Below are 18,163 nucleotides of genomic sequence, written 5' to 3'. Positions count from 1 at the left end.
CGGGCCCCGAGGGGTCCGCGTCTTGATCGTCACGCGATGCGGATCAGAGCCGGCGCTCTGCCTGCAGGCCGCGCCAGATGGCGATGCACATCACCAGCAGCACCAGCGTGAACGGCAGGCCGGTCGAGATCACCATCGACTGCAGGGACGAGAGCCCGCCCGCCGAGAGCAGCAGCACGATGGCCACAGCCCCCTCGAAACAGGCCCAGAACACGCGCTGCGGCACCGGGGCGTCGACTTTGCCACCGGCGGTGATCGTGTCGATCACCAGCGAGCCGGAGTCCGAGGAGGTCACGAAGAAGACGATGACCAGCACCACTGCGAGCACCGAGGTGATCGACGACAGCGGCAGCGCCTCGAGCATGGCAAAGAGCGACAGCGGCGGGTTGTAGCTGTCGATGACATTGGCCTTCACCATGCTGGTGGCCGGATCGCTCAGCACCTGGTCGATGGCCACGCCGCCGAAGACCGCCATCCACAGCACGCAGACAAGGCTCGGGATGATCAGCACGCAGGTGATGAACTCGCGCACCGTGCGGCCGCGGCTGACGCGGGCGATGAACATGCCGACAAACGGCGACCAGCTGATCCACCACGCCCAGTAGAACGAGGTCCAGCCCTGCACGAAATCGGTATCCTCGCGCCCGACGGGGTTCGACAGCGGCACCAGGTCGACGATGTAGGCCCAGAGACCACCAAGGAAGTCTTTGAAGATCAGAATCGTCGGGCCGACCAGCAGCACGAAGACCAGCAGCGCCGCAGCGAGGAACATGTTGATCTCCGAGAGCACCTTCACCCCGCCGTCGAGGCCGCGCACCACCGAAACAAGCGCAATCGCAGTGATGAAGGTGATGATCAGAACCTGCATGGTCGGGCTGATCGGCAGGCCGAAGACGTGGTTGAGACCGGCATTCACCTGTTGCGCGCCGAAACCGAGCGACGTTGCAAGACCGAAGAGGGTGGCGAAGACCGCGAGGATGTCGATGATATGGCCCCACCAGCCCCAGACACGATCGCCAAGCAACGGATAGAAGGCCGAGCGCACGGTCAGCGGCAGCCCCTTGTTGTAGGAGAAGAGCGCCAGCGCCAGTGCCATCACGGCATAGATCGCCCAAGGGTGCAGCCCCCAGTGGAAGATCGTCGCGGCAAGGCCCATGGCCTTGGCGGCGTCGACATTCTCGGGGATCAGGTTGCCATCGGCGTCAAAGGGCGACGGAACGCCAAGCGGAGAGCTGACCGCCATGTGGTAGACCGGCTCGAGCACGCCGAAGAACATGAGGCCAATGCCCATGCCGGCGGCAAAGAGCATGGCGAACCAGCCCGCGTAGCCGTAGTCGGGCGACGCCTCGGCGCCGCCAAGCCTGACCGAACCGAGCGGCGAGACGATCAGCACCAGGCAGAAGATCACGAAGATATTGGCCGCGCCGAGGAAGAACCAGTCGAAGGTCTTCGTGGCGAAGGAGAACAGCCAGCTGAAGATGCTTCCCGCCTGCTCTGGCAATGCCAGCGTGTAAAACACGAAGGCGACCACGACGGCGCCCGAAATCGCGAACACGGGGTTGTGCACGTCGAGCCCGAACGGGCCGATCTGTGCCTCGAAATTGTCCTGACCGATCTCGTAATCGGTCTCGATGATCTCCGACGCGCCCTCGGGCGCCGGGATCCCTTGGTCCGCAGTGTCAGTCTCTGCTGCGTCACTCACGCGTGGACCCTCCTTTTTTCATTCTTAGTTCAAGTTGTGACAGTCTTGTCTTTGGCAACGCGCCAAGGCCCGCGGGCCTCAGCGCACCACCATGACCGAGACCCTGGCCCGAGAGGCGATGGTTCCACCGTTGGAAGGCCAGAAATGATCGGCGATGCCGGGGATGTGGCTGGCCATGACGACGAGGTCGGCGCCGGTCTCCTCCGCGGCCTTCACCAGCGCCGGATCGAGATCCACCGCCGGGTCGTGGGTTGTGACCGGATGCGCCTCGGCCGTCGCCCCGGCGGCCAGGCCCTGCGCCTTGGCGAAGGCCGCGAGCTTCTCGCCGTACTCCTTGGGGGTATGCGCGATCGACGATGGCGTCGAGGCAGTGACGCCCACATAGACGAGGTGCGCCCCATAGTGCGCGGCAAGATCACCGGCCACGTTGAGCGCTTTCGCGAGCCGATCCGCATGCGTCAGGTCAACCGGCACCATGATGCGATTGAACATAGGTCCCTCCGTCTTGGGCGGCCCGGCTTCCCCGGACCTGCGAGATTCCAGCCTCGGGAACCACCACGGCCTCTGCCCGGCAGTCTCCAAGGACGTCCGACGCCTCCCGCGGACCTTCCCGCGCCAGCATCGCAGGGCCGCGCTGCACGCCGCCCTTGGACAGCGGTGTTCCGCCGATATGGATCGACCTAGGGCACAATTGCGTGAGGTAAAGGCACCGATCCTCAGAAAGTTGAAATCCCCCTGCCCGGCCGCGGCGCCACGGCAAGCCTCCGTAGGCCACAAGGCCACTTGACCGGCGCGGAGGGAATGCTACTCAGGCGCCACGGTGGGCCTGTAGCTCAATTGGTTAGAGCAGGGCGCTCATAACGCCTTGGTTGCGGGTTCAAGTCCTGCCGGGCCTACCAGATCACCCAAAATCCTTCGTCAGGACGCCTACGGCGACCCTTTCCTCGCATCGCCCTGACCTCGTGAAGGCCACCCGCCCGCGAGCGATGCAAGCCAAGCAAACCCTCCGGCCTTGGCGGCGGCGTGACGTTGATCTTTTTCAGCACTGCACGCTCAACCGCGACCATTACGCGGACAACGCAGGTACTCGTACCGCTCTAATCAACAATCCCTGACCATCGCGGCGAATTTGACCCATTTGCGCCACAGTTCAATCACAGTTTTTCCCCGTCCCTCATCTAGTGATCGGTTAACCAAGATCGCCAAGGCCAGCCCTCGCGGCAGCTTATGGCGCCGAGCAGTTTACGTGAGTGAGAAAGGGTACCCCCATGCCGGATCGTCTCGACCGTCACCCAAAGATGAACACCTCTTTTCTCGGGATCCTCGGCGTTGTTCTGATCACGGCGACCGCCGCGGCGATCTTTGGCGTGCGCTGGCAGGCGCAGGAATACCAAGTACAGTTGCAGCGCGAGTTGGGCCTGCGCGGTGCCCAGGCACTGGCGCAGACCTTTAACAAGGCCATCAGCCGGGAATGGGACTCGCTGCGCGCCGTCGCCTCCCGCACCGCCTATGCCGAGCCTGCCGAGATGCAGGATTTTGCCAATGCGGTGGTGCGCGCCGGCGGACAGATTGCCTGGGTGGGCTTTGCCTCGCCCGACGGGGTGATCATCGCGGGCTCGCGCGGCGAACGGATGGGCGAAGACGTCTCGCAACGCAACTGGTTCCGGGCGGGGTTCAGCGGCGAGACCGTCGGCACGGCCTATACCAAGAACGAGGGCACCAACGAGGAGATCAGCCTCATCAACCTGTCGATGCCGGTGAAGGACAGCTTCGGCAACACGCAGGCCGTGGCGGTGTACAGCGTGCGCATTTCCTGGGTCGCCGACTACATGGCCGAGGCGGCGCAAGAGCTCGAACTCAGCGCGCTCATCCGCGACCGCAAGGGGCAGACGCTGGTTGACACGCGGCCCGAGGCCGGCAGTGACCTACCCGCCCGCGTCGAGGGGTTGATCCTTGCCGGCCGGCCCGATGCCGACCGCACGCGGCTGCATCGCAGCGACGCCGGGCACCTCTATGCGGTGCTGCCCAATTTCACGCTCAACTCCATGCCGGGCTTCGGCTGGACGCTGATCGTCGATGTCCGCGAAGACAGTTTCGGGGCGGCCTTCCCGCAATTCGTGAAGAATGTCAACATGATCCTCGCTGCGGTCGGGATCAGCGTGCTTGCCGCGACGCTGGTGCTCTTCCACTACCTCACCCGGCCCTTCCAGCGTCTCATCCGCGCCGCGACGGCGCTGGCGGACGGCCAGATGGTCTACCCGCGAGAAGAACAGAGCACCCGCGAGAGCATGCTCCTGTCGGCGGTGCTGGCGCGCCTGCAGACGCAGATTCAGTCGCTGCGCGCCAAGCCCTAGGCCCGGCGCACACCAAGGCTTGGGATCAGGCGCAGCGTTCGGTCGCTGCGCCTTTTTCCTGTCCGAGCACCTCGGCGGCGATCTCGAAGCTGCGCAGGCGCGCGGCAGGATCGTGGATCATGCCGGTGAGGATCAGCTCGTCCGGCTGATAGCGCACAATCAGCGCCTCGAGCTCCTCGCCGACCTTGTCACGATCACCCGCGGCCGAGACGCTCAACGCCGAGTTCGCCGCCGCAAGGAAGCGCGGGTCGGTCTGCGCCGAGATGTCGACCACCGGCCGCGGCAGCCGCCCCGGGCGCCCGGTGCGCAGGTTGATGAAGGCCTGCTGCTGCGAGCTCTTCAGCCGGATCGCCTCTTCGGTGGTCTGCGCCGCCCAGACGTTGGCGGCCAGCATGAAGCGCGGCTCTCGGGTGATGCCGGGCTGGAAACGGCTTCGGTAGACCTCGATGGCCTGTTCGAGCGCATCGGGGGCGAAATGCGAGGCGAAGGCATAGGGCAGCCCGAGATGCGCAGCGAGCTGCGCGCCGTAGAGCGAGGAGCCCAGCATCCAGACCGGCACATGGGTGCCCTCGCCCGGCACGGCGATCACCGACTGGGTCTCGTCGGCTTCCTGGAAATAGCCCAAGAGCTCGATCACGTCCTCGGGGAAGCGGTCCGCGGCGGTGCTCATGTTGCGACGCAGCGCCATGGCGGTCACCTGATCCGAGCCCGGCGCACGGCCAAGGCCCAAATCGATCCGCCCCGGGAAGAGCGTTTCCAGCGTGCCGAACTGCTCGGCGATCACCAGCGGCGCGTGGTTGGGCAGCATGATGCCGCCCGCGCCGACGCGGATGGTCTTGGTCGCCGCAGCCACCTGCCCGATCACCACCGCCGTCGCCGCCGAGGCGATGCCGCGCATGTTGTGGTGCTCAGCGAGCCAGTAGCGCTGATAGCCCCAGTCTTCGGCGTGGCGCGCAAGGGTGATCGTATTGGCCAGTGCCTGCGCCGGGGTGCTGCCCTCGGGCACCGGCGAGAGATCGAGAAGGCTGAAGGGAATGCGGGTCATGCGGCACCTCTAGGTCGTGTTGGTGCCAGATATAGGAGCCGCCTCCCCGCAGGGTCACCCTGCGCAGACGCACAAAGGAGCACCTTCCCTGTGCGCCTGCACAAAGGCGACGCTCTGCGCCCGCGCAAGTTTGGTCAGCGCGCGGCCATGCGGATCGCCCCGTCGAGGCGGATCACCTCGCCGTTCAGCATCGGGTTCTCGACGATATGCTGCACCAGCGCCGCGTATTCCGACGGGCTGCCGAGCCGCGCCGGGAAGGGCACCTGCTGGCCGAGGCTGTCCTGCACCTCCTGCGGCAACCCCTGCATCATCGGCGTCAGGAACAGCCCCGGCGCGATGGCGCAGACGCGGATCCCCAGCGCGGCCAGATCGCGCGCCATCGGCAGGGTCATCCCCACCACGCCGCCCTTCGAGGCCGCGTAGGCCACCTGCCCCACCTGACCCTCATAGGCCGCGACCGAGGCCGTGTTGACGATCACGCCGCGATTGCCGTCGGTATCCAGAGGCGCGTTCTTGGCCATCAGCGCCGCCGCCTGCGACGCGAGGTTGAATGTTCCGGTGAGGTTGATGGCGATGGCCTTGGCGAAGAGCGCCGGGTCATGCGGCTCCCCGCGCGACACGGTCTTGGCGCCCGGCGCGATGCCCGCGCAGCTCACCGCCACGTGCAGCGCGCCCTCGGCCTCCATCACCCCGGCCAGCGCGGCAGCGATGCTTTCGGGGTTGGTGACATCGGCCTCGATGAACCGCCCGCCGATCTCCTGCGCCGTGACCGGGCCGCGCTCGGCGTCCCTGTCGAGCAGCGTGACCTTAGCGCCAAGGCCTGCCAGCCGCGCCGCCGTCGCAGCCCCGAGGCCCGAAGCACCGCCCGATACCACGGCCACGGTTGTTGCACCGATCTGCATAAAATTCCTCCCGATTTATCCTCGGGGCGGAGTTGAACCGCAGCGACCGCGCCGCGTCCAGCGCAGCAGCACGGAACGTTGCGTCAGGGCGGTCTCAGGCCGGAGGCGTGCGCTCCGCCGCGTCGAGCACGGGCGTGCCGAGCGCACCGTAGAGGATCATCACAACCGCCCGGCTCGGCGCCTCCCGCAGCGCCTCTCCCAGGTCAGCCACGGTCGAGGAGACCATGCGCTGGCCCTCCTTGCTGACGTTCTCGGCCATCAGCGCCGGCGTCTCCGGCGGCATGCCGGCGGCGATCAGCCTCTCGGCCAGCTTCGAGAAGGTGCGCCGCCCCATGTAGAGGCAGGTCACCGCCTCGGGATCGGCGAGCGCGGCCATGTTCATCTCTTCGGGCAATGCGCCGGTCACGTCATGGCCCGTGACAAACTGCAACCGGCGCGCGGTGAGCCTGCGTGTGAGCGGCATGGCGGCCGCCGCAGCCGCGGCCGAAGCCGAGGTCACACCCGGCACCACCTCGAAGGGCAGCCCCGCCTCGGTCACCGCGGCGATCTCTTCCTCGAGCCGCCCGAAGATGCCCGCATCTCCCGATTTCAGCCGCACCACGTGCTGGCCCGCCAGCGCGTGCTGGACCAGAAGCGCGCTGACGAATTCCTGTTTCGGCGAAGGGCAGCCTGCGCGCTTGCCGACGGCTACCATCTCGGTGCCCTCGGCGCAAAGATCGAGGATCGGTCCCGAGGCAAGGTCGTCGTAGAGCACCGCATCGGCCTTCTGAAGGCACTTCAGCGCCCGCACGGTCAGCAGGTCGGGATCCCCGGGACCCGAGGAGACGAAACTGACAAAACCGGGCATGGGGCCTCCGTATGCGGCGTAAGCGGTGCGCCCCGTGCTACGCCGCCGGAGGAAGCGGTGCAAGACGTCCCTGTCGCGCCGGCAGCCGGCCCCCGCCAAAGGAAAACGCCCCGCACCTTTCTGCACGGGGCGTCGAAATTTCAAGCTGGGTCAGGAGATCACAGGCGCGAGGCCACGTTTTCCCAGTTCACCAGGTTGTCGAGGAAGTTCGCCAGGTACGCCGGGCGCTTGTTGCGGAAGTCGATGTAGTAGGAGTGCTCCCACACGTCGCAGCCGAGCAGCGCGGTCTGGCCGAAGCAGAGCGGGTTCACGCCGTTCTCGGTCTTGGTGATCTTGAGACCACCGTCGGTGTCCTTGACGAGCCACGCCCAGCCCGAACCGAACTGGCCGGCGCCCGCTGCCGAAAACTCTTCCTTGAACTTGTCGAAGGTGCCGAAGGACTCGGTGATCGCCTTCTCGAGCTCGCCCGGCATGGCGTTCTCGCCTGGGCCCATCATTTCCCAGAACTGGCTGTGGTTCCAGTGCTGCGAGGCGTTGTTGAAGATGCCGCTCTGGGCAACCGCGCCGGCCTCATAGGTGCCTTTGACGATCTCTTCCAGCGACTTGTCGGCCCATTCGGTGCCCTCGACCAGCTTGTTCAGCGTGGTGACATAGGCGTTGTGGTGCAGGTCGTGGTGATACTCCAGCGTTTCCTTGGACATGCCCTTGGACGCGAGCGCATCGTGAGCATAGGGAAGATCGGGAAGTTCGAAGGACATATGCGTTTCCTTTCGCCTGTCGGTGAGATTGCCAGTATTCCTAGACCTGCCATCGGCGAGGTCAAGCGAAGTATGGTGTACCATTGCACTCAGGGCTGTGCGGACAGCTCCTCGAGCGGCTGCGCCTCGCATCGACCATCTGCCTGAAACACCGAATCAAATCCCGCCGGGATGGCAGTGACCGTGGCCCTGCCGCTCGCCTTGTCGATGCTGGCGCGATAAAGCATCTTTCGGGTCTGCTGCGCGTTCACGCCGACGGGGTAATTCCAGGTGAAGCTGATCCGATCGGCGGTCTCGGAGGCGCGCTTGCCAAGCACCGGCAGCCCGGCGTTGTGAAAGAGCGCGATAGGATCCGAGATCACCACCCGCCCGGTTTCAGGATCATGGGCAATGAACAGGATCGGCGGCACCCAGCGCTGGCTGTAGGGCACGTCGAGCTGGCACAGGTAGCCCACGGACTGCTTCGAGACCAATTGGCCCGCTATGGGTTCCTCGACCGCCAACAAGAGCCGCTCCGGCACCGAGTCCGCCGCCGCCGGCGCCGCCGGAAAGGCAAGGCCCAGGCAGAGGGCAACGGACCGCGCAAATACTCTCATCCGTTCGCCCCTTCCTGAAACGTCGCCGTGGCCGACGCTACGGGTGCCGGGCTCCGGGTGCAATGCGGGGCGGCTCAGAAATATTCGAATTCAGGCGCATTTCGCGCCGCGCCGCTCAGCAGCCGGAAGGCGTAGTCTGCCACGGACCGGAAGCAGAAGACCTCAGCCTGCTCGGCCGAGAGCACGTGGATCGCAGCCGCAACCTGGGCGATGCGGGTGCGGCGCAGGCTCCCGACGGACAATGCCGAGGGCGAGACGTCGGCGGGCGTCAGCCGCGCCAGCGCCTCGCGCATCTGCGGACCCTCGATCCGAAGCCGCACCCGCATGTCCGACACGTCCTGCACCAGTGCGAACACGGTCTGCCGGTCGAGCTCGGCCTGAAGCTGCGGCGCGGCGCTGCGCGCGTCGCCATAGGGCATGAGCAGCAAAAGCTCGTCCGGCGACATCCACAGCAGCCCACGGGTGTCGCTGCCGCTGGATTGCCAAACGCCAGGAACCCGGCAGCCCGCCAGCGCCTCGACCGGCGCGGTGAAGGCGGGATCGGAAAGGTCGCCACGCAGGGCGATCATCCCCGTCGGCCCCTCCTCGCGCACTGTCAGCGCGCCTTGGGAGATGGCGCCCATCAGCGGGCTCATCGGCTCAAGACTGAATTCAGGCATCGTTTCTTGCCCCCTCGGGATCGTAGAAGACCGGATCGACAATCGTGGCCTTCAAGGTCGTCTTCGCCTCGTCGGCCGCGTCGTAGTCGTCGGTGGTGAAGGTGAGTTCCTCGCCCATCCGCTGCGGCCCGTCGAGCACCAGCGCCATGGCGATGCCCCGACCCAGCGTGGGCGAGAAGTAGGAGGAGGTCACCCGCCCCTGCGTATTGCGCTGACCGTTGGCGTTCTTGCCCGGCGCGAGGGCGAGCGCGCCGGTTGGCAGCACGCCGCCGTCGGGCGTCTCGAGGCCGACCAGCTTCCAGCGCTTCGGATCGGCCATGTGCACCCGCTCCTGCGCGCGCTTGCCGAGGAAGTCGTCCTTCTTCTTCGAAAGTGCCCACCCGAGGTTCAGATCCTGCGGGATCACCGTGCCATCGGTCTCGTCGCCGATCATGATGAAGCCCTTCTCGGCCCGCATCACGTGAAGCGCCTCGGTGCCATAGGGAGTCACATCCCATTCCGCGCCCAGTTCGAGCAGCCTTCCCCAGAAGGCGCGGCCCAGATGGGCGGGCACCGCTACCTCGTAGCTCAGCTCTCCCGAGAAGGAGATGCGGTAGACGCGCGCCGGAAACCCGCCGAGCGTGCCTTCGGCGAAGGTCATGAAAGGCAGCGCTTCTTTCGAGACATCCATCCCGCCGAGCTTTTCCAGAAGCCGGCGCGCCTCGGGGCCGACCACCGCGACCTGCGCGTATTGCTCGGTCACGTTGGCGGTGTAAACTCGCCAGTCAAACCATTCACATTGCAGCCAATCTTCCATGTGAGCATGGATCCGGTCAGCCCCGCCCGTGGTGGTGTGGCAAAGCCATGTGTCCTCGGCGAGCCGCACGACGACGCCGTCATCCATCAGGAAGCCGTTTTCAGTGCACATCAGCCCGTAGCGGCACTTTCCGATCGGCAAGGTGCTCATCATGTTGGTGTAGAGCATGTCGAGGAACCTGCCTGCGTCCGGCCCTTTCACCACGATCTTGCCCAGCGTCGAGGCGTCGAGCAGGCCAAGGCTCTGGCGGGTGGCGAGGATCTCGCGGTTCACCGCCATCTCGGTGGTCTCGCCGGGACGGCGATAGCAATAGGGTCTGCGCCAATGGCCCACGGGCTCCCATTGGGCACCATTGGCGTCGTGCCAGGCATCCATCGGTGTGCGGCGCAGGGGCTGGAACAGCTCGCCCCGCGCCTCGCCGGTGATCGCGCCAAAGGAGATCGGCGTGTAAGGCGGCCTGAAGGTGGTGGTGCCGACCTGGGGAATCGCCTCACCCAATGTCTCAGAAAGCACCGCAAGACCATTGATATTGCTAAGCTTACCCTGATCTGTTGCCATGCCGAGAGTGGTGTAGCGCTTGGCGTGTTCAACGCTTTCGTAGCCCTCGCGGGCAGCAAGCTGGAGGTCCGAAACCTTCACATCATTCTGGTAATCCAGGAAGGCCTTCATCCGCAGATCGGGCGTCGCCTTTGCGGGCACGATCCAGAGCGGCAGGAGCGCAGCCTCCGGTTCCGACTCTCCGACCGGTGCTCCTATTTTCCCAACTTCACACCCAACGTTAAGAGCGACGTTTTTCCCCGCCTTTACGGCATCTTCAAGCACGCTCCTCAGGGCAAACTCACCATTGGCCGAGCCCGCCACGACGACCATGGGCAGACCATCGGCGCCCGTCGCCGCGCGCTCGGGATCGGGACGGAAGAAAGCCCCCGGCTCGTCCCAGCGAAGCTTGCCGCCGCAATGAGACCAAAGATGCACCACCGGCGACCAGCCGCCCGACATGGCCACCGCGTCGCAGGGGATGTCCTCGAGCACGTTGCCCATCCCGTCCGCAAGGCAGCTGTGCACCATTCGCACCCGCTTGCCGCCGCTGACCTTGGCGATGGCGCGCCCAGGATCGACGCGGATGCCGATCTCGCGCACCCGCTCCATCAGCTTGCCGCCGCCCATGGGCCGTGCATCGAGCACGCGAACCACCTCGACACCCGCCTCGTGGAGCACCAGAGCCGTGCGGTAGCCATCGTCGTTGTTGGTCAGCAGAACGACCCGCCGGCCGGGCGTCACGCCGTAGTTGACCACGTAATCGCGCATCGCCGAGGCCAGCATCACCCCCGGCACGTCGTTGCCGGCAAAGTTCAGCGGGCGCTCGATGGCACCGGTGGCGGCGATGATCTGCTTTGCCCGGATCCGCCAGAGCCGGTGACGCGGCCCGATGGTGCCCGGCGCGTGGTCGGTCAGCCGCTCGTAGCCAAGCACGTAACCGTGGTCCTGCACCGCCGCGCCCATGCAGCGCACAACGCGGCGCAGGTTCGGCAGCGCGTCGAGTTCCGCCAATGTCTGCGCGATCCAGGCTTCGGGCGTCATGCCGTCGATCGTGCCGCCATCCACGGGCGCCCGCCCGCCCCAATGGGCAGACTGCTCGATCAGCAGAACCTGCGCGCCGCTCTCGGCCGCCACTTTCGCCGCCAGCAGCCCGGCCACCCCGCCGCCGACCACCAGCACATCGACATGGGCATGGAAATGTTCGTAGCTGTCGGAATCGCGGCTCTCCGGGTGCGGCGCCTTGCCAAGCCCCGCCGCGCGGCGGATGAAAGGCTCGTAGAGGTGCTTCCAGAAGGCACGCGGCCAAAGGAAGGTCTTGTAGTAAAAGCCCGCCGGCAGAAAACGCGACAAGGCCGCGTTCACCGCGCCCACGTCCTGCTCGAGGCTCGGCCACCGGTTCTGGCTTTCAGCGGTGAGCCCGTCGAAGAGCTCGGTGGTGGTCGCGCGCTGGTTCGGCTCGAAGCGTGGTCCCGCGCCGAGCCCGACGAGCGCGTTCGGCTCCTCCGCGCCCGAGGCGATCACCCCACGCGGGCGGTGGTACTTGAAGCTGCGCCCCACCAGAAGGTGGTCATTGGCGATCAGCGCCGAGGCGAGCGTGTCGCCGGGATGGGCGCTCATCGCAACGCCGTCGAAGGTGAAACGGATCTTGCGGGAGCGGTCGAGAAAACGACCGCCCTTGGCCAGACGGGTGCTCATCTGCTGGACCTCGTGCGGGTGTGCCCAGTGTCACATCCCTTTGAGAGGGAGGGCGCGGGCGTATTTTGAAAGAGAAGAAGGCTCATGCGGGCAGCTGCCAGCCGGGGTGGCGGGCGCGGATCCGGGCGAGCACCTCCTCGGGCGGCTCGGGGAGCCGCGCAGCATAGGTGCCGTAGACCTCCATGGTCACGCTGTCGCGCGCCGCGAGGAACCACTTGCCGCAGCCATAGGCGTGGCGCCAGCGTTCCAGCACCGGCCCCTTCGCCGCGTGGCGGGCGAACAGGTACCCCTCCAGTTCCGCATCGCTGCTGCCCGGGCCGAAACGCTTCAGATGCGCTTCGCCGCCCGGGGCAAGCTCGATCTCCGCGGCCTCGAGGCCGCAACAGGGACAGGTGAGCATCAGCATGCGGCCTCTCCATTTCGATTTCGACAGGGTGTGGTGGCGAGACCTTGTGCCGCGAGACGCGGACACGCAAAAGGCCCGGCCGCGAAAACGGGGCCGGGCCTTCCAAACGTGTGCGGCGTCACGCCCCGAGGGGCGCGGCGCGGATCAGTTGCCGCCGGTCTGTTCGGCAGCGCCGTCCGTGGCCGGAGCGGCCTCGGGAGCAGCCTCGGGTGCGGCTTCCGGAGCGGTCTCGACGGGTGCAGCCTGCTCTGCCGGGGCAGTCTCGACGGGAGCTGCGGTGCCGGAAGACGCGGTACCGTCCTCGATCGTGACGTTGACGTCATCGGCGGGTGCGGTCGTGGTCGCGGCGTCATCGCCCCCGAACATGGCCCAGGCGAGCACCGCCAGCACAACAACGACGATGCCGAGGATGAAGGCCATCCCGGCGCCTGCGCCGCTCTTGGTCGTGGTCGTCGTGGTCGTTGTGGTGTGGTCGTGCACCGGGCGCGGCTCGGGGCGGGGCGTGCGGGTATTGCGCGTATCTGTGGTGTAGTCGGACATGGCTCTTCTCCAGTGCATTTCGTGACTGGAAGTGGAACGTCCATGCCGCGCGGCCCGTTCCCGCGCCCCCGAGGCATGCTCAGTTTTCCGCCTATCGATGAGGCAGAGGCCCCTGCGGCCCGCCTCAATTCCCGGCGTGGCGCCGCTTTACACGAGGTATTCACCGCCCGGTGGTCGCCGATCCCTGTTTGTAGCCGGAACGACCCTATCGTCGGAAAACAGCGGAGATACCCCTGCCCTGCGTGGCGCGCGGTTCCCGAAAGCAACAAGACGACCCCCGAGCAAGACGAGGCCCCATGAGCAGACTTCTGACAACGACCCTGACCAGCCATCGCGGACGGCGTTACCCGGTGGAGCTGTTCACCCGCGACACCGAGCTGGCGGAGGAAGGCGCGGTCTACATGCTTTTGCGGCTGCCCGAGGGGCGCGCCGTGCAGGCGCAGATCCTCTATGTCGGCGAGACCTGTGCGCTCGGTGCGCGGCTTGCGCGGGACAAGCTTCCAGGCGGGCCCTGGGCGCGGGCCGACGAGCTGGGCTTTGACGCCATCGGCGCGGTGGCCCTGTCGCGGCCCGAGGATCGACAGGCCGTGGCGCAGGAGTTCATCCAGAGCTGGCGCCCGCCCTGCAACGACGGGCACGGCGCACAGGGCGGACACGCCGGCCTCATGGAGCTCGCCGGCCCGCTGCCGGTCACCTTGCCGCGCAGCACGCCCGGGCACTGAGCCCGGCGCGGCAGCGGCCCTCGCGCGGGCGCTCAATGCGCCACCCCGGCCGCGACGCTCTCGTCGATGAACCGCCCCTCGCGGAAGCGCTCGAGGCCGAACTCGGAGGTCAGTGGTGAATATCCCTTGGCCATCAACTCGGCGAAGCCCCAGCCCGAGCCGGGGATCGCCTTGAACCCACCGGTGCCCCAGCCGCAGTTGAGATAGCAGTTCTCGAGCGGCGTCTTCGACAGGATCGGCGAGCGGTCGCCGGTCACATCGACAATGCCGCCCCATTGCCGCAGCATCTTGAGGCGGCTGATCATCGGGAAGGTCTCGGTCAGCGCCCGCACGGTCTCCTCGATGTGCTGGAAGGAGCCGCGCTGGGTGTAGTTGACGAAGCCGTCGGTGCCGCCGCCGATCACCATCTCGCCCTTGTCGGACTGGCTCATGTAGCCATGCACGGTATTGGCCATGACCACCACGTCCATGCAGGGCTTGATCGGCTCGCTGACCAGAGCCTGCAGCGCCACCGACTCGATGGGCAGTCGAAAGCCGGCCTTCTCGGCCATGACACCCGAGTGCCCCGCCACCACGATACCGAGCTTGTCGCAGTCTATCTCGCCCTTGGTGGTGGTCACCCCCTGCACCTTGCCGCCCTCGGAGCGCACCGCGGTGACCTCGCAGTTCTGCACGATGTCCATGCCCATGTCCGAGCAGGCCCGCGCATATCCCCAGGCCACGGCGTCGTGCCGCGCGGTGCCGCCGCGCGCCTGCCACAGCGCGCCCAGCACCGGGTAGCGCGGCCCGTCGACGTTCATGATCGGGCAGAGCCGCTTGACCTCGCGCGGGCCGATCATCTCGGTCTCGATCCCCTGCAGCCGGTTGGCGTGCACCGTGCGCTGATAGCCGCGCAGCTCGTGCTCGGTCTGCGCCAGCATCATCACGCCGCGCGGGCTGAACATGACGTTGTAGTTGAGCTCCTGGCTCAGCCCCTCGTAGAGCGCGCGCGCCTTCTCGTAGATCGCGGCCGAGGGATCCTGCAGGTAGTTCGAGCGGATGATCGTTGTGTTGCGCCCGGTGTTGCCGCCGCCGAGCCAGCCCTTCTCGAGGATGGCCACATCGGTGATGCCGAAATTCTTGCCGAGGTAGTAGGCGGTGGCGAGCCCGTGGCCACCCGCCCCGACGATCACCACCTGGTAGCGCCGCTTGGGGTCCGGCTTGCGCCAGGCGCGACCCCAGCCGGTGTGGTATCGCATGGCCTCGCGAGCGATTGCAAAAACCGAATAGCGTTTCATGGTCGTCGAATCCGCCCCTGTTGTCCCTTCGGGTTACCCGATACCTGCACGAGCCGAAGCCATCTGCAACCTCCCGGGCGCCAACACCCTGCCCGATCGGCAGGAAACGGACGCGCCCCGGCGCATCCGTTTCCCCCAGGCCAGGAGTCACAGCCCCGAGAGCGGCCCAAATGCCGCGCCCCTTGCCTCTTTTTTCCCGCGCGCCGCGCGGCTACACAATGGCAAGAAGGGGAGAGTTTTAATGACCACATTCTGGATCGTGACCGCGCTGGCGGTTCTGGCTGTCTCGGCACCATTGTTGCTGGCGCTGCTGCGCGGCCAGGCCGAGATCGCCGGGGCCGAGGCGTTCGACCTCAAGGTCTACCGCGACCAGCTCTCCGAGATCGACCGCGACTGCGCCCGCGGCACCATCGGCGAGGCCGAGGCCGAGCGGCTGCGCACCGAGGTCTCGCGCCGCATCCTGGCCGCCGACAGCCGCGCGCATCAGCCCGCCCCTGGCGGCCGTGGCACCGGGATCGCCCGCTCCGGCCCGCGCCGCATCGCCGCCGGCCTCGTGCTGCTCGCGCTGCTCGGCGGCAGCTACGCGCTTTACCTGCAGCTCGGCGCACCGGGCTACGGCGATCTGTCGCTCGGCACCCGCATCGAGGCCGCCGAAGAGCTGCGCGCCAGCCGCCCCTCTCAGGCCGAGGCCGAGGCGTCCGCGGCCAGCCCGCCGCTCGAGGACGCCCCCGAGGAATACGCTCAGCTTGTCACCCGCCTGCGCGAGGCCGTCGCCGCGCGGCCGGACGATCTGCAGGGTCAGGCGCTGCTCGCGCGCTCCGAGGCGGCGCTCGGCAATTACCCGGCGGCCCATGCGGCGCAGCGCAGGGTGATCGAGCTGCGCGGCGAAGAGGCCAGCGCCTCGGATTACGCCGATTTGGCCGACATGCTCGTGCTGGCCGCCGGTGGTTACGTTTCGCCCGAGGCCGAGACCGTGCTCGACGAGGTGATGCAGCGCGATCCGCACAACGGCGTCGCGCGCTACTACGGCGGTCTGATGATGGCCCAGACCGGGCGCCCGGACAGCGCCTTCCGCATCTGGGACACGCTGCTGCGGGACAGCCCGCCCGACGCACCCTGGGTGCCCGCAATTGCCGCACAGATCTCCGAGCTGGCGCTCCGCGCCGGGATCAATGACTACGCTTTGCCCGATGTCGCCAGCGCGGCGCTCCGGGGAGAGACCCCCCCCGCCCTGCCCGGCCCCAGCGCCGGGGACATGCAGGCCGCCTCCGAAATGTCCGAGGCCGACCGCCAGGCGATGATCGAGGGTATGGTCGACTCGCTCTCCGAGCGCCTCGCCAGTCAGGGCGGAAGCCCCGAGGAATGGGCCCGGCTGCTGACCGCGCTCGGCGTGCTCGGCCAGACCGACCGCGCCGCCGCTATCTGGACCGAGGCCCAGCAGGTCTTTGCCACCCGCCCCGAGGCCCTCGACACCGTCCGCGCCGGCGCCGCCCGCGCCGGTCTTGCCACCGAGTGACGCGCCCGCCCTTCCTTCCAGGGGGTAATGTCCCGGGGCGCTCCCTTCCCTCGGACCCACGCCTGAGGTAGGGACAGCGCAGCACCCCAGAGGACCTCGCCGATGATCCACGAAGACATCTCCGACTTCGCCGCCGCCCTGCCGCCGATGCAGGCCATCGCAGGGCTCGACCTCGGCACCAAGACCATCGGCGTGGCGCTCTCGGACCGGCTGCTCTCGGTGGCAACGCCGACCGAGACGATCAAGCGCAAGAAGTTCACCCTCGATGCCATGGCGCTGCTGAAGATCGTCACGAGCCGCGAGATCGGCGGGATCATCCTCGGGCTGCCGCGCAACATGGACGGCTCCGAGGGGCCCCGTGCACAATCCACCCGCGCCTTCGCGCGCAACCTGTCGAACCTCTGGGACGGGCCGATCGGCTTCTGGGACGAGCGGCTTTCCACCGTCGCTGCCGAGCGGGCGCTGCTCGAGGCCGACACCTCGCGCAAGAAGCGCGCCGAGCTGATCGACCACGTGGCCGCGAGCTTCATCCTTCAGGGCGCGCTCGACCGGCTTCGGCACCTGCGGACCGGCTGATGGGCGGGCCTGTCGAAACGCCCTGCGTGAACATCTGCGTGGTGCACCGCGAGAGCGGGCTCTGCACCGGCTGCCTGCGCACGCTGGACGAGATCGCCGGCTGGGCGGGCTACACCCCGGAAGAGCGCCGCGCCATCATGCAGGAGCTGCCTGAGCGCAAGGCGCTGCTCCGCCAGCGCCGCGGCGGCCGGGCGGGTCGGCTCAAACGCGAAAGCTGAGGCGGCTCAGGCCGCCTCGCGCATCCGCCCCAGCGCCTCGTCCAGCACCTCGGTGCCAGCGCCCTCGCGCGAGGCTTTCTCCGACAGCACCTGCCGCCATTTGCGCGCCCCCGGGCGACCTGCGAAAAGCCCGAGCATGTGGCGCGTGACCTGATGTAGCCGCCCGCCATCGGCAATGTGACGCTCGATGTAGGGCACCATCGCGGCGACAGCCGCGTCGGGCGAGACGGTCTCGCGCGCGCTGCCGTAGATCCGCGCGTCCGCCTCCGCCAGCACGTCCCAGGGGGTATGGTAGCCCGAGCGGCCGATCATCACCCCATCGAGCCCACGCGCCAGATGCGCCTCGGCCTCGTCGAGGCTCTGCACGCCGCCGTTGATCGACAGGTGCAACTGAGGGAAGGCCGCCTTCATCGCGTGCACGAGCTCGTAGTCGAGCGGCGGGACATCGCGGTTCTCCTTGGGGCTCAGTCCCTGCAGCCAGGCCTTGCGGGCGTGGATGGTCACCCTCTCGCAACCTGCCGCGGCGATCTTCTCGAGAAAGTCCGGCACAACCTCGCGCGGCTCCTGCTCGTCGACACCGATGCGGCATTTCACTGTCACCTCGACGTCAACGGCGGCGCGCATCGCGGCGACGCAGTCGGCCACCAGTTCGGGGTGCTTCATCAGCACCGCCCCGAAGGTGCCCGATTGCACCCGGTCCGAGGGGCAGCCGCAATTGAGGTTGATCTCGTCATACCCCGCCTCGGCCCCCAGCTTTGCCGCCTGCGCCAGCTCGACCGGATCCGAGCCCCCGAGCTGAAGCGCCACCGGGTGCTCGGAGGGGTCGAACTTGAGCAGGTGCAGCGCGCCACCACGCACCAGCGCCGGCGAGGTGACCATCTCTGTATAGAGCAGCGTTTGCCCCGAGAGGATGCGGTGCAGGTAACGGCAGTGCCGATCAGTCCAGTCCATCATCGGGGCCACGCTCAAGCGGGCAGCCGCGTGAAGGGTCGATTTCTCAGGGGTCGTCACGTC

18 protein-coding genes and 1 tRNA gene are annotated in these 18,163 nt (G+C 67.4%); 6 read left to right on the top strand and 13 right to left on the bottom strand.

Features of this window, described 5'->3' with window-relative positions; genetic code table 11:
- Positions 1-43: 43 nt before the first annotated feature.
- Both CEW88_RS06895 and CEW88_RS06890 read right to left on the bottom strand, forming a co-directional pair.
- Positions 44-1,702, bottom strand: coding sequence for a BCCT family transporter (locus tag CEW88_RS06895; protein ID WP_108965355.1), 1,659 nt, complete (start codon positions 1,700-1,702; stop codon positions 44-46).
- Positions 1,703-1,780: 78 nt separating this feature from the next.
- Positions 1,781-2,194 carry a universal stress protein gene (locus CEW88_RS06890; protein ID WP_108965353.1) on the bottom strand — a complete coding sequence of 138 codons (414 nt, stop codon included), beginning with the start codon at positions 2,192-2,194 and terminating at the stop codon, positions 1,781-1,783.
- Positions 2,195-2,524: 330 nt separating this feature from the next.
- On the opposite strand from CEW88_RS06890, the gene CEW88_RS06885 reads away from it, so the two are divergent.
- Together CEW88_RS06885 and CEW88_RS06880 are read left to right on the top strand one after the other, a co-directional pair.
- Positions 2,525-2,601, top strand: a tRNA-Ile gene (locus CEW88_RS06885).
- A gap of 369 nt (positions 2,602-2,970) precedes the next feature.
- Positions 2,971-4,056: a cache domain-containing protein gene (locus CEW88_RS06880; protein ID WP_108965351.1), complete on the top strand. Its 1,086-nt coding sequence runs from the start codon at positions 2,971-2,973 to the stop codon at positions 4,054-4,056.
- Positions 4,057-4,081: 25 nt separating this feature from the next.
- Here CEW88_RS06880 and CEW88_RS06875 read toward each other — a convergent pair whose 3' ends face one another.
- The 9 genes from CEW88_RS06875 to CEW88_RS06835 all read right to left on the bottom strand — a co-directional run bounded on the left by CEW88_RS06875 (position 4,082) and on the right by CEW88_RS06835 (position 12,840).
- The gene (locus tag CEW88_RS06875; protein ID WP_108965348.1) at positions 4,082-5,101 is read right to left on the bottom strand and encodes an LLM class flavin-dependent oxidoreductase; all 1,020 of its coding nucleotides are present in this window, start codon (positions 5,099-5,101) and stop codon (positions 4,082-4,084) included.
- A 134-nt stretch (positions 5,102-5,235) separates the two neighbouring features.
- On the bottom strand, positions 5,236-6,003 hold the full coding sequence (locus CEW88_RS06870) for an SDR family NAD(P)-dependent oxidoreductase (RefSeq protein ID WP_108965346.1): 768 nt from the start codon (positions 6,001-6,003) through the stop codon (positions 5,236-5,238).
- 94 nt (positions 6,004-6,097) lie between these two features.
- A complete protein-coding gene (cobA, locus tag CEW88_RS06865; RefSeq protein WP_108965344.1) occupies positions 6,098-6,850 on the bottom strand; it encodes a uroporphyrinogen-III C-methyltransferase in 753 nt (250 codons plus the stop codon).
- Positions 6,851-7,008: 158 nt separating this feature from the next.
- Positions 7,009-7,608 (bottom strand): superoxide dismutase, encoded by a 600-nt coding sequence (locus tag CEW88_RS06860; RefSeq protein ID WP_108965342.1) that lies wholly within the window; start codon positions 7,606-7,608, stop codon positions 7,009-7,011.
- An 89-nt stretch (positions 7,609-7,697) separates the two neighbouring features.
- On the bottom strand, positions 7,698-8,204 hold the full coding sequence (locus CEW88_RS06855; RefSeq protein ID WP_108965340.1) for a hypothetical protein: 507 nt from the start codon (positions 8,202-8,204) through the stop codon (positions 7,698-7,700).
- A 74-nt stretch (positions 8,205-8,278) separates the two neighbouring features.
- The gene (locus tag CEW88_RS06850; protein ID WP_108965338.1) at positions 8,279-8,863 is read right to left on the bottom strand and encodes a sarcosine oxidase subunit gamma; all 585 of its coding nucleotides are present in this window, start codon (positions 8,861-8,863) and stop codon (positions 8,279-8,281) included.
- Positions 8,856-11,894, bottom strand: coding sequence for a sarcosine oxidase subunit alpha family protein (locus CEW88_RS06845; RefSeq protein WP_108965336.1), 3,039 nt, complete (start codon positions 11,892-11,894; stop codon positions 8,856-8,858). Before CEW88_RS06845 ends, CEW88_RS06850 begins: the two co-directional genes overlap by 8 nt.
- An 82-nt stretch (positions 11,895-11,976) precedes the next feature.
- A complete protein-coding gene (locus CEW88_RS06840; protein ID WP_108965334.1) occupies positions 11,977-12,300 on the bottom strand; it encodes a sarcosine oxidase subunit delta in 324 nt (107 codons plus the stop codon).
- 144 nt (positions 12,301-12,444) lie between these two features.
- A complete protein-coding gene (locus CEW88_RS06835; protein WP_108965332.1) occupies positions 12,445-12,840 on the bottom strand; it encodes a hypothetical protein in 396 nt (131 codons plus the stop codon).
- A 296-nt stretch (positions 12,841-13,136) separates the two neighbouring features.
- On the opposite strand from CEW88_RS06835, the gene CEW88_RS06830 reads away from it, so the two are divergent.
- Positions 13,137-13,562: a hypothetical protein gene (locus CEW88_RS06830; RefSeq protein WP_108965330.1), complete on the top strand. Its 426-nt coding sequence runs from the start codon at positions 13,137-13,139 to the stop codon at positions 13,560-13,562.
- A 32-nt stretch (positions 13,563-13,594) separates the two neighbouring features.
- Here CEW88_RS06830 and CEW88_RS06825 read toward each other — a convergent pair whose 3' ends face one another.
- Positions 13,595-14,839: a sarcosine oxidase subunit beta family protein gene (locus CEW88_RS06825; protein WP_108965328.1), complete on the bottom strand. Its 1,245-nt coding sequence runs from the start codon at positions 14,837-14,839 to the stop codon at positions 13,595-13,597.
- A 241-nt stretch (positions 14,840-15,080) separates the two neighbouring features.
- On the opposite strand from CEW88_RS06825, the gene ccmI reads away from it, so the two are divergent.
- The 3 genes from ccmI to CEW88_RS06810 all read left to right on the top strand — a co-directional run bounded on the left by ccmI (position 15,081) and on the right by CEW88_RS06810 (position 17,149).
- Positions 15,081-16,355, top strand: coding sequence for a c-type cytochrome biogenesis protein CcmI (gene ccmI / locus CEW88_RS06820; RefSeq protein WP_108965326.1), 1,275 nt, complete (start codon positions 15,081-15,083; stop codon positions 16,353-16,355).
- A gap of 102 nt (positions 16,356-16,457) precedes the next feature.
- Entirely contained in the window at positions 16,458-16,931 is a 474-nt protein-coding gene (ruvX, locus tag CEW88_RS06815; protein ID WP_108965324.1) for a Holliday junction resolvase RuvX, read from the top strand.
- The gene (locus CEW88_RS06810; RefSeq protein WP_108965322.1) at positions 16,931-17,149 is read left to right on the top strand and encodes a DUF1289 domain-containing protein; all 219 of its coding nucleotides are present in this window, start codon (positions 16,931-16,933) and stop codon (positions 17,147-17,149) included. The genes ruvX and CEW88_RS06810 overlap by 1 nt, the downstream gene beginning before the upstream one ends.
- 6 nt (positions 17,150-17,155) lie before the next feature.
- Here CEW88_RS06810 and dusA read toward each other — a convergent pair whose 3' ends face one another.
- Positions 17,156-18,160 (bottom strand): tRNA dihydrouridine(20/20a) synthase DusA, encoded by a 1,005-nt coding sequence (gene dusA, locus CEW88_RS06805; protein WP_302664662.1) that lies wholly within the window; start codon positions 18,158-18,160, stop codon positions 17,156-17,158.
- Positions 18,161-18,163 lie beyond the last annotated feature (3 nt).

This window comes from Alloyangia pacifica, assembly GCF_003111685.1.
Taxonomy (GTDB): Bacteria; Pseudomonadota; Alphaproteobacteria; order Rhodobacterales; family Rhodobacteraceae; genus Salipiger; species Salipiger pacificus_A.
The sequence above is the reverse complement of the archived record's forward strand: the minus strand, read 5'-3'. Positions and strand labels throughout refer to the sequence as shown.

Excerpts from the sequence above, each read along its gene's own strand:
- CEW88_RS06845 (WP_108965336.1), bottom strand. The coding sequence starts at position 11,894 with ATGAGCACCCGTCTGGCCAAGGGCGGTCGTTTTCTCGACCGCTCCCGC.
- CEW88_RS06875 (WP_108965348.1), bottom strand. The coding sequence starts at position 5,101 with ATGACCCGCATTCCCTTCAGCCTTCTCGATCTCTCGCCGGTGCCCGAG.
- CEW88_RS06825 (WP_108965328.1), bottom strand. The coding sequence starts at position 14,839 with ATGAAACGCTATTCGGTTTTTGCAATCGCTCGCGAGGCCATGCGATAC.
- CEW88_RS06870 (WP_108965346.1), bottom strand. The coding sequence starts at position 6,003 with ATGCAGATCGGTGCAACAACCGTGGCCGTGGTATCGGGCGGTGCTTCG.
- ruvX (WP_108965324.1), top strand. The coding sequence starts at position 16,458 with ATGATCCACGAAGACATCTCCGACTTCGCCGCCGCCCTGCCGCCGATG.
- CEW88_RS06855 (WP_108965340.1), bottom strand. The coding sequence starts at position 8,204 with ATGAGAGTATTTGCGCGGTCCGTTGCCCTCTGCCTGGGCCTTGCCTTT.
- CEW88_RS06840 (WP_108965334.1), bottom strand. The coding sequence starts at position 12,300 with ATGCTGATGCTCACCTGTCCCTGTTGCGGCCTCGAGGCCGCGGAGATC.
- CEW88_RS06890 (WP_108965353.1), bottom strand. The coding sequence starts at position 2,194 with ATGTTCAATCGCATCATGGTGCCGGTTGACCTGACGCATGCGGATCGG.
- CEW88_RS06830 (WP_108965330.1), top strand. The coding sequence starts at position 13,137 with ATGAGCAGACTTCTGACAACGACCCTGACCAGCCATCGCGGACGGCGT.
- cobA (WP_108965344.1), bottom strand. The coding sequence starts at position 6,850 with ATGCCCGGTTTTGTCAGTTTCGTCTCCTCGGGTCCCGGGGATCCCGAC.
- CEW88_RS06835 (WP_108965332.1), bottom strand. The coding sequence starts at position 12,840 with ATGTCCGACTACACCACAGATACGCGCAATACCCGCACGCCCCGCCCC.
- CEW88_RS06850 (WP_108965338.1), bottom strand. The coding sequence starts at position 8,863 with ATGCCTGAATTCAGTCTTGAGCCGATGAGCCCGCTGATGGGCGCCATC.
- CEW88_RS06880 (WP_108965351.1), top strand. The coding sequence starts at position 2,971 with ATGCCGGATCGTCTCGACCGTCACCCAAAGATGAACACCTCTTTTCTC.
- CEW88_RS06810 (WP_108965322.1), top strand. The coding sequence starts at position 16,931 with ATGGGCGGGCCTGTCGAAACGCCCTGCGTGAACATCTGCGTGGTGCAC.
- CEW88_RS06860 (WP_108965342.1), bottom strand. The coding sequence starts at position 7,608 with ATGTCCTTCGAACTTCCCGATCTTCCCTATGCTCACGATGCGCTCGCG.
- ccmI (WP_108965326.1), top strand. The coding sequence starts at position 15,081 with ATGACCACATTCTGGATCGTGACCGCGCTGGCGGTTCTGGCTGTCTCG.